This is a genomic window from Luteibacter sp. (assembly GCF_036499525.1).
Taxonomy (GTDB): Bacteria; Pseudomonadota; Gammaproteobacteria; order Xanthomonadales; family Rhodanobacteraceae; genus Luteibacter.
In genome coordinates, this window is sequence record NZ_DASYDO010000074.1 from 22756 (window position 1) to 35398 (window position 12643).

Here is a 12643-nt window from a genome sequence, read left to right on the forward strand (position 1 = left end):
GCGCCAGCAGGCCAGCACGATCGTCGCGGCGCGCGAGCAGCTGAAGGTGCGCAAGGCCGATCCGATCGAGGATCCCGGGGAAATTCCGTAGGAGCGCGCCCTGCGCGTTTATGCCCGCGTCGGGTACGACAGCTTTTCGAGCCAGTCCGCACGTTGGCGCGCCAGCTTCAAGGCTCGGCCTCAACACATGTCGTACCCGACGCGGGCATAAACGCGCAGGGCGCGCTCCTACATTGTTGTCTTCGCGCGGAGCGCGGACACCACCGCCAGCCAGCCCGCGATGAACGCCACGCCGCCAAGGGGCGTGATGGCACCGACGATGCGCGGCGCACCGAGCGCCAGCGCGTAGAGGCTTCCGGAGAACAACACGATGCCGGCCGCAAACAGGCCAACGGCGAGCTTGCGCGACCGCCCTTCCGGCAACCCCACGACGGCCACGAACAGCGCCAGCGCATGCCAGAAGTGGTACTCGACGCCGGTGTGCCAGGTACCCAGCGCCGATGCGTCGAGCGTGCCGCGCAAGGCATGCGCGCCGAATGCCCCGAATGCCACGGCCGTGGCGCCGGCCAGGCCGACGAGAACGGCGGCGCCCTTGCTGACAGGTTGTCGCATGCGTGGAGATTCCTCTTCGTACGTGCCTGTGCGCCGGCACGGGTGGCGTATCCTGCGCAGGATATCTCGCGGAGCGTCGCATGAAGCCATCCACCCGCCGCCGGGTCCTCATGGGCCTGTTTGCCTTCCTCGCCATGGCGTCGCTCGCCGCGTGCCAGCGCGAACCGCAACCCGAGTGGCGGCTCAACGACGTCTCCGGACACCTGCCGGACCTGGACTTCAAGCTCACCGACGACAACGGCAAGACAGTGACCGGCGCGGACTACAAGGGCAAGGTCGCGCTCATGTACTTCGGCTATACGCATTGCCCGGACGTCTGCCCGCTCACCCTCACCCAGTTGCACGTGGTGCTGGATCGCCTGGGGCCACCCGCCGACAAGGTGCGCATCCTGTTCGTCAGCGTCGATCCCCAGCGCGACACGCCCGCCGTCATGCACGCCTACGTCAACGCGTTCGACAAACGGGCGGTGGGCCTGGTCGGGTCCGATGCAGCTGTCGAGGCACTGGCGAAGCGCTACCGTTCCGCCTTCACCCGCGAGCCGGATCGCGGCGACGGCAACTACGAAGTCAGCCACAGTTCGGCGATCTACTTCTTCGATGCCGAAGGCAAGGCGCGCCTGCTCGCCACGCCTTCCGCGTCGCAGGACGATATCGTCCACGACCTGCACCTGCTTACCTCGCTGGAGGCACGCCCATGATGGTCCGCTCCCTTGCCCTGGCCCTCCTCCTCGCGTCCAGCGCCACGCATGCGACGGATGCCGCGAACGTCGCCGTGACGAACGGCTGGATTCGCGTGCTCCCGGGCGGATTGCCGGCGGGCGGGTACCTCAACTTCGAAAACGGATCCGACCACGCTTTGTCCATCGTGGGCGCGGAGAGTCCCGACTACGCCAGCGCGATGATCCACCGCAGCAGCACCGACGGCGGCATGGGCCGCATGGAAATGGTCGACAGCGTGGCCCTGCCGGCGAAGGGCAAGCTCGCTTTCGCGCCCGGCGGCTATCACGTGATGCTGATGCAGCCAAAGCACGCGGTGAATCCGGGCGACAAGGTGACCGTGACCTTTACCCTGTCGGATGGCGGGAAGATTCCGGCAACGTTGCGGGCGCGACCGGCGAACGCCACCGGGCCTACCGACTGAGCCCGTAGGAGCGCGCCTTGCGCGTTTATGCCCGCGTCGGGTACGACATCTTTTGAGGCCGGGCCTTGGAGCTGGCGCGCCAGATTGCGGACAGGTGCGAAAAGCTGTCGCGCGCGAGGCGCGCTCCTACAGGACCCGGAAATCGGCCGGCGCGTCGTGCGCGCCGATGTCTTCGCGGTAGAGCTCGTTCACTTCCGCAGATGGCGGCCCGTCGTGCAGCCAGGTTTCCAGCCTGTCGATGGCGGCGGCATCGCCTCGTACCACCACTTCGACACTGCCATCGGGCAAGTTCCGCGCGTGTCCCGTGAGATTCAGGGCGATGGCCTGCTCGCGGGTGGCGGCGCGGAAGAAAACGCCTTGCACCTTGCCCCTCACGATGAACCGCGCGGCTTTCATGTCACGGCGCCTTCGCCATGGCCGCACTGAGTTTCGCGGCGTCCACCGGACCGACGAAACGATGGGCCACGTGGCCATCGGGCGCGATCAGGTAAGTGGTGGGCAGCCCCGTTGGCGCATCGAAATCCTTCGGCGGCGCGGTGACGTCCACCTGCGCGATCGGATACACCACCGGGTGCTTTCCGACAAAGGCCTCGATGTCCTTCTTCTCGGTGTCCTCGAAGGCGAGACCGATGGCCGTGACGTCCTTGCGGCTCTTCACGAAGGCGGAAATATCCGGCATTTCCTTGATGCAGGGTACGCACCACGTGGCCCAGTAATTGACGATCACCCACTTTCCGCGCTGGGCGGCGAGGTCGAACGGCTTGCCGTCGAGCGTGGTGACCTTGAGTTCGGGATTGGCGGCCGTGGCGGCAACCACCGGCGCGGAAAGCGCCAGGGCGGCGACGGCGAGCAGACGGGCGATCATGCGGGACTATCCTCGGTGGGGACGGGGACTGGCGGGGGTGGGAACAGCTTGTCGAGGCGCGCGCCGAGGGTGGCGTCGAGCGCCTCGGCCAGATTATCCAGTAAGCCGAGCAACTCTGGCGGGAGGTCGATCTCGAGCCGTCGCACCTGCTCGCGCGGGCGCAACGGAAGGCGGTACTGCGTACAACGGTACACCCGCAGCAGTTCGGTGGCGTCGAGGCTGCGACTGAGCATCCAGCCACCGGATTCGCAGCGCTGGATCATGTCGGCCCGCTGCAGGTCGTCGAAATAACATGCGATGACGCTGGAAGGCAGGTACGGCTCGCGCAGGCGGATGGTGGCCGGATCCACGCTATCGCCCGTGCGCTGGGCTTCGACGAAATGCTGGAGCGCCACGAGCAGGCCGATGAACTCCGCGCCTTCGGGCAAGGCTTCGTGCGGCACGGTGTATTCGAACGCCGAAATGGACGCGGCGATCGACGCGCCGAGGATCACGATGATCCAGGACAGGTAGATCCACAGCAGGAAGATGGGAATCGCGGCTAGCGCACCGTAGATCTCTTCGTAGTTCGGCGAATTGCGGATGAACTCGGCGAATCCCCATCGCGCGAACTCGAACAATATGGCGCCGAGCAGTGCCCCGATGGCCGCATGCCGCCACGATACGCGACGGTTCGGCACCATGGTGTACATGAGTACCAGGGTGACGAAGGTGATAGCGAACGGCAGCAGGGTGATCAGGCTGCTTCGCGTGGCGATCTGGTCGGCGGCCTGGTGCAGCAACGGCAGCGCGGCAATGTACGAGGACAGCGCCAGCCCGCCCACGACGAGGATGGGCCCGAGTGTCAGCGCGGCCCAGTACAGCAGCAGGCGCGAGGTCCAGCCACGCGGCTTGCGCACGCGCCAGATGCGGTTGAGGCGATCCTCGATGCTGACCATCATCGAGACGGCGCTGAACAGCATCACGATGATGGAAATGCCGGTGAGCTGGCTGGCCTTGTCAGCGAAGGCCAGCATGTATTCCTGGATCTTCAGGCCGGTGGCCGGCACGAAGTTCTGGAATGCGTAATTCGCCAGCGAACCGCGCCATTCGGCGAACACGGGGAACGCGGAAAGAATCGCGAAGACCGCCACCGTGAGCGGCACCAGCGAAACGAGGGTGGTGTACGAGAGGGCACCGGCCGTCTCGAAGCACTTGTCGTCGACGAAGCGCAGCCAGGTGAAGCGCGTGAAGCTCAGCGCGCGGTCGCGGTCGATGCGCAGCGGCATGTCCATCCTCATCGAAGTCCCAAACGATTGGGAACGCGTGGCAGTTCTGCGAGACTAGGCCCTTCGCAAAGGCGCCCATCCATGTCCCACGACGTCCTCGTACTCTACTACAGCCGCAGTGGCCACACGGCCCAGCTTGCCCGCTTCGTCGCCCGCGGCGTGGAGGAAGTGCCCGGCATGCGCGCAAGGCTGCGCCAGGTACCCCCGGTGGCGCCGGTGACCGAAACCGCCATGCCTCCCGAGCCCGAGGAAGGCGCCCCGTACGTCACGCGCGCCGACCTGACCGAATGCGTGGCGCTGGCCATGGGCAGTCCCACCCGCTTCGGCAACATGGCCGCACCCCTCAAATACTTCCTCGACACCACCGGTGCGGAATGGGCGTCGGGCGCGCTGGCAGGCAAGCCCGCCGCGCTGTTCACGTCCACCAGCACGATGCACGGCGGACAGGAAGCCACTTTGTTGTCGATGGCCCTGCCTCTGCTTCACCACGGCATGCTGATCGTGGGCATTCCCTATACGGAGCCGGCGCTCTCCAGCACGCTCAGCGGCGGCACGCCGTACGGCGCAAGCCACGTGGCGGGTTCGCGCGGCGACAACGGCATCACCGATCACGAGCGCGAACTGGCGCGGGCACTGGGAAAGCGCCTTGCCGACGTCGCCCGCCGTCTGGGCACCCCCGCGTGACCCGCATGCAACGGACCGGCCTGGCGGCCTGGGCGGGCCTGCTCCTCGTGCAGGTGCTCTGGTACGCGATGTACCCGCCCATCTCGATCCCGACGTGGGTGGCGCTGGCACTCACTGTGCCGCCCCTGCTCCTGCCGCTGCTGTCGTTGCCGAATGTGAACCGTGCCCTGCTCTGGGTCGGCATCCTCGCCCTGTTCTATTTCTGCCATGGCGTGTCGGAAGCATGGAGTTCCACCGGCGACCGCTGGCTGGCCTTCGTTGAGATCGCTTTGACCCTGCTGCTGATCGGCAGCCTCGGCGCAGGCGTACGCCGGCGGCGTTGAACATGTTGCGCAGCGTATCGACGGAGCGCCGGGGTCGGTGCAGGCTAGGATCACCGACTCCCACGGCGAGGATGCCACGATGAGTTTTGTGCAGGACGCGCCCCGGCTGGCGCATCCCTTCCGCGAGGATCGCGTGCTGAACGCATGGCTGGCACGCACGCTGCCCTCCGAAAGGCTGGCAGCGATGTGTCCGGACCTCGAGGCGCTGGCGGACTACGCCGTCATGGCCTGGGAACGCCGCGGCCGCACGCCTCGCAGCGAGCCGGTGCTGACCCAATGGGATGCGTGGGGCTCGCGCGTCGACCGGATCGCCTTGACGCCAGCCTGGGAAGAAGGCCCCGGGATCACCACGAAACATGCCGTGCTGGCCGCCGGCCACGCGGGCACGCCATGGGCGCGCGTGGAGGAATTCGCCCGCGTCTACCTCTACCACGTTGCCAGCGAGTTCTATTGCTGCCCGCTTGCGATGACCGACGGCGCCGCCACCGCGCTGCATGCCTCCGGCAACAAGACGCTCATCGAACGCGCGCTGCCACGATTCCTCAGCCGCGATCCGACCACGTTCTGGTTATCCGGACAGTGGATGACGGAAACCCCGGGCGGCTCCGATGTCGGACGCACCGAAACCGTCGCGCGCCAGGACGCCGAGGGTCAATGGCGCCTGTACGGGCGCAAGTGGTTCAGTTCCGCCGTGGTGGGCGAAGCGGCCCTCGCGCTCGCACGTCCCGAGGGCGCGGGCAGCGGCACCGCCGCGCTGGCGCTTTTTTACGTCGAAACGAAGGACGAGCACGGCGCATGGCGCGGCATCGCCATCGACCGCCTTAAGAAAAAACTGGGTACCCATGAGCTGCCCACCGCCGAAATCCACCTCGACGGACTACCCGCCACACCCGTCGGGCCGCTCGATCACGGTGTGCGTCAGATTGCGCCGATGCTCAACGTCACTCGCACATGGAACGCTGTCTGCGCCGTGGCCAGCATGGCCCGCGCCATCGCGCTGGCGCGCGACTACGCCGCGCGGCGCAGCGTGTTCGGCGTCCGCCTGATCGACCAGCCGCTGCATGCGCGCACGCTCGCGGACATGCAGTCCGAATACGAAGGCGCGTTCTCGCTCACCTTCTTCGTCGCCGAACTGCTCGGGCGTGTCGAACATGCCGAGGGCGAAGCGCATGAGGCCCCCCTGCTCCGCCTGCTGACGCCGCTGGCGAAACTGTGGACCGCCAAGGTTTCCATCCGCGTCGTTTCCGAGGCGCTGGAATGCTTCGGCGGTGCGGGCTACATCGAGGACACCGGCTTGCCGCAACTGCTTCGCGACGCGCAGGTCTACGCGATATGGGAAGGCACGACGAACGTCCTGTCGCTGGACATGCTGCGCGCGCTGTCGGGTGGCCTCGCGCCGCTTCGCCAGGCCGTTGATGGTCTCGTCCCCGACGATGGCGCACCGGAGCGGGCGATGCTCGTCGCCGCGCTCGACGCGGCGGAATCCCTGCTCGGTGACATCGCGGCCGATCGGGCGTCGCTGGAAGCCTCGGCACGGGGCCTCGCCTTCACCCTGGCCCGGACGATGGCCGCGGCCTTACTCCTGCGCTCGGCGCGCTGGGGCGCGGCAAACGGCGACCCCCGGCCCGCCGCCGCCAGCCGGCGCTTCCTGGCGCGGGGCCTGGACCGCCTCGCACTGCCGGAGAACGACGACGACATCCTGCTGGCCTCGAACCGGACATCCGGCAGAGCGATGTAGAATGGCGGCCCGCTCCACCCGCTTTCCAGGCCTGACCATGCAGCAACTGACTATCGTGACCACCGGCGGCACGATCGACAAGGTGTACTTCGACGACAAGTCGGACTACCAGATCGGCGCCCCGCAGATCGGTGAGATCCTCCACCAGCTGGGCGTCGCGTTCCGTTTCGACGTGATTCCCATCCTGCGCAAGGACAGCCTGCATGTGACCGACGAGGATCGCGTGCTGATCCGCAGCACGATCGAGGCACAGCCGCACCGGCACGTGCTGGTCACCCACGGCACGGACACGATGGTGGAAACGGCCCGCGTGCTCGCCGGCATCCCCGGCAAGGTCATCGTGCTTACCGGCGCGCTCAACCCCGCGCGTTTCCAGGGTTCCGATGCCGTTTTCAACATCGGCTGCGCCGTCGGCGCGGTGCAGACCCTCGCCGACGGCGTGTACATCGCGATGAACGGCCGCGTCTGGGATCCGGCCACGGTACGCAAGAACCGCGACGCGAATCGCTTCGAAGCGGTCTGATCCTCGCCATCAGGGACGGCGGCGGCCGCGGTCCTCGACCACGGCGTCCACCGTCGCCCCGGCATCCATCAGTCCCGCGCCGCAGCCTTTCGGGCATGGGCCGGGCAGTGGACGCGCATTGTCCACAAGCTGGGCAGTGACCTCGTCCACCCCAATGTCGGGATCCGCGGAACGCATGAGCGCCACCAGCGCGGCGACCTGAGGCGAGGCCACCGACGTACCGCCCCGATAACCGAATACCGAACGCTCCCGCCCCCGCTTGCCGATGTCCCAGGTGGAGAGGATATCGTCCGCGCCCCGCTCGCCGAGGTTGCCTCCGGGCGCCGACAGGGTCACGCCCCGGCCAAAGTTGGAGTAGGAAGCCATGGCGCCGCTCCTTCCCAGCGCGGCGACGGCCACCACGCCGGGGCAATTCGCCGGCGTGTTCGTGTTGACGTTCTTCTGGTCGTTGCCCGCCGACGTGACGACGACGGTGCCGCGCGAACGCGCCTGCTCGATGGCGCGCTTCAACGCGGGATGGCAGGCGCCGGTGGTGCCCATGCTGAGATTGATCACGTCAACCCTTTTCCCGAGCGACGGCACGCCCGGCACGTCGCCGCCACTGGCCCAGACGATGGCGTCGGCGACATCGGAAGTACGTCCACCGCAGCGGCCGAGAACGCGCACAGGGATCAGCTTTGCCTCCGGCGCGAGGCCAATGATGCCGGCACGGTTGCCTGCACGGGCCACGATAAGTCCCGCCATGTGCGTACCGTGCCACGTGGACGCCTTCCCCAGCGACGACAGGCACTCCCCGGGGTCGGACCAGTTGCCCATGTCCGTCGGATCGGCATCCCGTCCGTCGCCATCCCGGGCCGCGCCCGCATCGCTGATGAAGTCGTAGCCGGGCAGCAGCTGTCCGTCGAATTCGGGATGCGGCGTGATGCCGGTATCGAGCACGGCGACCACGGCACCGGCCCCGCGCGTGTACTTCCATGCGACCTCCGCGTCGACGCCGACCTTCGGATCGTGCATGTACCACTGACGCTTCCATAGCGAATCGACGATGGTGTTCGGTGTGAGCAGGACATCCTCCTCGACTGACGTTACGCCGGGCAACGTGGCGAGGCGCGATGCATCGTCGTTCGTCAGCTCGAAGACTTCGCCTCCTGCCGCCAGCGAGCGCAGATGGCGCGGGGTGTCGGCCGCATGCCGCGCGGTGACTGCGGTTCGCGACGCGCTGCGAGCGGTGTGCGCAGCTCCTTGGTCGGCGAAGTGCACGATATAGCGTGCCGACTCGGCGGCGACGTAGTTCGATGCGGCGAGTGTGGCCATGGCGACAAAGGGAGTGAATCGCATCAGGGTTCCTTCGGGATCGCGGGAATGCCGCGGGTCCGGTGAAACCTAGGCGCATGCGCGCTTGCCTGATACGCGGCTCCGCCCGCGAATCTGCGTGAGAATTTTCGCCGCTACGGCCAACGCCGAAAATCGGACGAGTTTTTCAGAATTTTCCCGTAGTTTCCGTCGTCGTCGACCTCTACCTTGCGTGTTCTCTTTAGCTCGCCGGGGAAGAAGCCATGACGTTCCATCACTCGCAGCGTGCGCACCGCGCCACGCTCGCCGTCGCCATTGCCTTCGCACTGATGGCCGGCACGGCACACGCTCAGGACGTACCCGCCCCGGAGCCCTTCCCCGCCTACCGCGACGGACACCTCGTCCCCTCCGCCGACGGCAATGAACACCACGACGCCGGGACACTCGCCGCCGATGTCGCACAAGCCGCCCAACGCTGGTGTGCCAACCAATCGACCTACCCCGGCTGCGTCCTCCGGGTGCACGCCGAGCGCGAGATTCCCGGTGCATCCGGCAAGCACAGCGCGTATTCGAAGTTGGACATCACCCTCGAACTGACGGACAAGTCCGGTATGGTCAGCGCATGGGTGATCGACGGCGGCATCGGCCTCGTCCGCTCCTGCCCGGTCGATGCGGTAATGGTGACGGATAGCGGTGGCGAGCTGGACAACCGTGACGCGGCCTCAGGCCACCGCGCAGTCGCGTGCCACTCACCCGATGCACTCCCCAAACCTGATCTCCTGGGCGTACCCGAGGAAAGCGGGGCCAATCAGTGCCCCATCGGCAACAGCCCGTTGGTCGGCAATCCGATCAACCCGCTGACCATGAGCAAAATCGAAGTGGTCACCGACTATGCCGGCCCCGCCTCCTCCGGGCTGACGTTCGGCCGCACCTATCACAGCGGCGCGTTCCCGCTGGGCTATGTCTCCACGAAGGCGCGCGCACGCTACCCCGCCGGCGCACGGGTCGGCGCCCGCTGGCGGCATTCCTATGACCGCGCCTTCGTCCGCCGGCCGTACTACGACGCCAACGGCCGGATCTATACCACCGCCTTGCATCTGGTCCGCGAGGACGGTCGCGAAACGCGCTTCGTCAAGCAAGGCAACGGCTTTGTCCCCGTCGAAGGAGAGCGCGGTTCCCTGCGCGAACATCCGGACGGTGGTTGGCTATATCGCTGGTCCGACCTCACCGAGGAGCACTATGACGACCGGGGCCGCCTGCGCACGCGCACGGATGCCAATGGCAATACGCTGACCCTGCACTACGACGAGATCACTGTCGGCATCGGGCTCAAGGCCACTGTGCTCGCGCGCGTCACCGATCGCCAGGGTCGCGAACTGCACCTGGGCTACGACCGCCTCGGCCGCGTCGAAACCGTGGATACGCCCGATGGGCGACTCAACTACAGCTACAGCGGCGACCTGCTTGAAGGACTCGATGCGGACCTGGTGAAGGTCGGCTACCCCGATGGTCACAAGGTCGAATACCGCTACGATGAACCGGCCATGGGTGGCACGCCTAACCACAAGCTAACCGGTATCGTCGGCAAAGATGGCAAGCGCTTCGCGACCTTCAGCTATGACGCGAACAACCGCGCCAGGCGATCCTCGCATGGCGACGGTCTGGAATGGACCGAAGTCAGCCAGGTCAATAACGGGGTCGAGGTCGCGACCAAGGACGTCATTTACCCCGTGAAGTTGTCGCGGGTGTACGACCAGGGCCGAATCCGGCTGGGTGAGCGCAAGGAGGGGCACAGTAACGCCTCAGCACGTACCTTTGAATATCTGGGCGGTGGCCTCGTTGCGCGCCAGACCGATTACCAAGACATCCCAACCACCTATCGCTACGATCGAGTGCGTCACCTGGAGATAGAGCGCACCGAGGCAGACGGCACAGCCGTCGCACGCACCGTGAAGACCGCTTGGCACACCATGTTCGACAAACCCGTTCGCATCGACAACGGCGCACAGTGGACCACCTTTGCATACGACAGCAAAGGCAACCGTACCGAACAGCACGAGGGTGGGCTGGCGGATGCTGCCAACCCCATGGGCGGACCCTGGCCGGAAGAACGCATCACCCGTTACACGTACGACGACGCTGGACGTATCGCTACTGTCGATGGCCCGCTGGCCGGCCCTGCCGATATGACGCGGTACGTCTACCACGAAGGCGACGCCCCCGGTTGCGGCAGCAGCGATGCCTGCGCCTGGCGAAAAGGCGACCTGCACACCGTGACCAACGCGCTCGGTCACGTGAGTACCGTGCTCTCCCACGATGCCGCCGGCCGTGTCTTGTCCAGCACCGACGCCAACGGCATGCGCACCGACCGTCGCTACGATGCCATGGGTCGTCCGTTGGAAGTCATCCAACGCACCCGTCGCGATGGCACACCGTCGCCTGGGGACAGCATCACACGCCTGACCTACACGGCCAACGGTGACCTGGACACTCTTACGGACCCTGATGGAGCGACGCTGACCCATGGCTATGACGCAGCGCGGCGACTGATCGAACAGATCGATGCCCTGGGTAATCGCCGGGAGGTGACTTCGAACGGCGCAGGAAACAAGGTCAAGGAATCCTATGTACGTCCCGACGGTACCGAGGACACGACTCGCCGCTATTCGTACGACTACCATGGCGAGCTCGCTTACATAGCCTACCCCGGCGTGGGTAAGCGAAATTACGAGTACGACGACAATGGCCGGCTGATCCGCGTGGAAGACGATCTCGTTCTCTTTCCTGGCTATAGGGAGGTTTACAAGCGCGACGCTCGCGGGCGCATCAAGCGGATCGACCAGGGATATAAGGAAGCAAGCCTCGACATAAAAACGAAGCTGACCTACGACGGCGCCGACCGCATCAAGACGGTCGTGGACCCCAAAGGCCTCGCCACGGGATACCTCCGCAACGGCCTGGGCGATCTGCTCTGGCAGCGGAATCCGGACACCGGTGACACCCGGTTCGAGACCGATGCCAACGGTCAGCCCATCCACGAAACACCGGCAGATGGGCGCACCGTGCAACGCAGCTACGACACGGCAGGGCGACTGAAATCGATAACGTATAGGGACGACCAGACGACGACCTATACCTACGACATCGCCTCACCGCTGTGCGGTGTGGATGAGAACTTTGCCGTGGGTCGCCTGGGCTCAGTGAACGAGCCCAGCGGCAGCACCACCTTCTGCTACGACTTTGCCGGCCGCGTCGTCCGCAAGATTCAGGTCACCCGCGGCATCTCGCTTGAGTTGCGTTATGCGTATAGCCTGGCAGGGCGCCTCGTGGCGACAACCTACCCTGACGGCCGACAGGTACATTACGCGCGCGATGCAGCTGGAAACATCTCCGGTATCGACATACAGGCATCACTAACTGCCGCGCAGCCCGTCATCGCCAGGGTGGAGCACAACGCGATGGGCCAAGTCACGGGCTGGACGGCCGGTGCGCGAAAGGTCGAACGTCGCTACAACCCAATGGGTCATGTGACTCATCTCTATGACGGACGAAGCGATGGGCTCGACGCGCTCCTGACCTATTATGGGTTCGGTACGCTGAGCGCTATCAATCCAAGCGACGAAAATGGCCCGCCCCAGATATGGATCGATACCGCCTCGCGCGTGACCACGGGTGGGCCGCTGCATCCTGACGGCTCATTTGCATTCAGTGAGCGATACGAATATGACAGCATCGGCAATCGCCTGAGGTGGTGGTCCGTTTTTCCATCGGTCGATCGGCGCTACGTATATGCTCCCGATAGCCATCACCTGCTCAGCGCCGACAAGGTCGCTCGTGAGTACGACGCCGTAGGCAACACCACCCGCATGGGACACCGCGAATTTGCTTACGACGCCACCGGCCGCATGAGCCAGGCCAAGGTCAACGGCGTGGCCGAAATGAACTATGCCTACAACACCTTCGGCCAGCAGGTCGCCAAATACATCGCTGGACAGACGACGGTATCCCTGCATGACGAAGCCGGCCATTGGCTCGGTGACTACGACGGTGCCGGGCAACCCATCCGGCAGGTGATCTGGCTCGACAACCTGCCGATAGCCGCCCTCGACGGCAACACCCTTCGCGACATCCAGCCCGACCACCTGGGCACACCGCGCGTGGTGATCGACCGTGCAAGCGACAAGGCCATCTGGACC

The 12643-nt window shown here is 65.9% G+C and carries 12 protein-coding genes; 7 read left to right on the plus strand and 5 right to left on the minus strand.

Annotated features, from left to right (window positions below):
• Positions 1-228: 228 nt before the first annotated feature.
• On the minus strand, positions 229-612 hold the full coding sequence (locus VGM71_RS15845; protein ID WP_331546905.1) for a DUF423 domain-containing protein: 384 nt from the start codon (positions 610-612) through the stop codon (positions 229-231).
• 80 nt (positions 613-692) lie between these two features.
• On the opposite strand from VGM71_RS15845, the gene VGM71_RS15850 reads away from it, so the two are divergent.
• Both VGM71_RS15850 and VGM71_RS15855 read left to right on the plus strand, forming a co-directional pair.
• On the plus strand, positions 693-1310 hold the full coding sequence (locus VGM71_RS15850) for an SCO family protein (protein ID WP_414675153.1): 618 nt from the start codon (positions 693-695) through the stop codon (positions 1308-1310).
• Positions 1307-1753, plus strand: coding sequence for a copper chaperone PCu(A)C (locus VGM71_RS15855; protein ID WP_331546907.1), 447 nt, complete (start codon positions 1307-1309; stop codon positions 1751-1753). Before VGM71_RS15850 ends, VGM71_RS15855 begins: the two co-directional genes overlap by 4 nt.
• A 126-nt stretch (positions 1754-1879) precedes the next feature.
• Here the strand turns inward: VGM71_RS15855 and VGM71_RS15860 are convergent, their stop codons facing one another.
• From VGM71_RS15860 to VGM71_RS15870, 3 genes are read right to left on the minus strand one after another with little or no spacing between them, the layout of a single operon-like run.
• The gene (locus VGM71_RS15860) at positions 1880-2149 is read right to left on the minus strand and encodes an acylphosphatase (RefSeq protein ID WP_331546909.1); all 270 of its coding nucleotides are present in this window, start codon (positions 2147-2149) and stop codon (positions 1880-1882) included.
• A gap of 1 nt (position 2150) precedes the next feature.
• Complete coding sequence (locus tag VGM71_RS15865; protein ID WP_331546911.1) at positions 2151-2618, minus strand: TlpA disulfide reductase family protein; 468 nt, start codon at positions 2616-2618, stop codon at positions 2151-2153.
• Entirely contained in the window at positions 2615-3886 is a 1272-nt protein-coding gene (locus VGM71_RS15870; RefSeq protein ID WP_331546913.1) for a YihY family inner membrane protein, read from the minus strand. Before VGM71_RS15870 ends, VGM71_RS15865 begins: the two co-directional genes overlap by 4 nt.
• Before the next feature lie 81 nt (positions 3887-3967).
• Here VGM71_RS15870 and wrbA point away from each other — a divergent pair, with 81 nt between their 5' ends.
• The 4 genes from wrbA to VGM71_RS15890 all read left to right on the plus strand — a co-directional run bounded on the left by wrbA (position 3968) and on the right by VGM71_RS15890 (position 7154).
• Positions 3968-4570 carry an NAD(P)H:quinone oxidoreductase gene (gene wrbA / locus VGM71_RS15875; protein ID WP_331546915.1) on the plus strand — a complete coding sequence of 201 codons (603 nt, stop codon included), beginning with the start codon at positions 3968-3970 and terminating at the stop codon, positions 4568-4570.
• Between the two features lie 5 nt (positions 4571-4575).
• Positions 4576-4893 (plus strand): DUF2069 domain-containing protein, encoded by a 318-nt coding sequence (locus VGM71_RS15880; protein ID WP_331546927.1) that lies wholly within the window; start codon positions 4576-4578, stop codon positions 4891-4893.
• A gap of 79 nt (positions 4894-4972) precedes the next feature.
• The gene (locus VGM71_RS15885; RefSeq protein ID WP_331546917.1) at positions 4973-6631 is read left to right on the plus strand and encodes an acyl-CoA dehydrogenase family protein; all 1659 of its coding nucleotides are present in this window, start codon (positions 4973-4975) and stop codon (positions 6629-6631) included.
• Between the two features lie 37 nt (positions 6632-6668).
• Positions 6669-7154, plus strand: a complete 486-nt coding sequence (locus VGM71_RS15890; RefSeq protein ID WP_331546919.1) for an asparaginase domain-containing protein — start codon at positions 6669-6671, stop codon at positions 7152-7154.
• Between the two features lie 9 nt (positions 7155-7163).
• Here VGM71_RS15890 and VGM71_RS15895 read toward each other — a convergent pair whose 3' ends face one another.
• Complete coding sequence (locus tag VGM71_RS15895; protein WP_331546921.1) at positions 7164-8492, minus strand: S8 family serine peptidase; 1329 nt, start codon at positions 8490-8492, stop codon at positions 7164-7166.
• A 218-nt stretch (positions 8493-8710) separates the two neighbouring features.
• Between VGM71_RS15895 and VGM71_RS15900 the strand changes: the two genes are divergently transcribed.
• The coding region (locus tag VGM71_RS15900; RefSeq protein WP_331546923.1) for a DUF6531 domain-containing protein at positions 8711-12643 on the plus strand (3933 nt) is incomplete at its 3' end.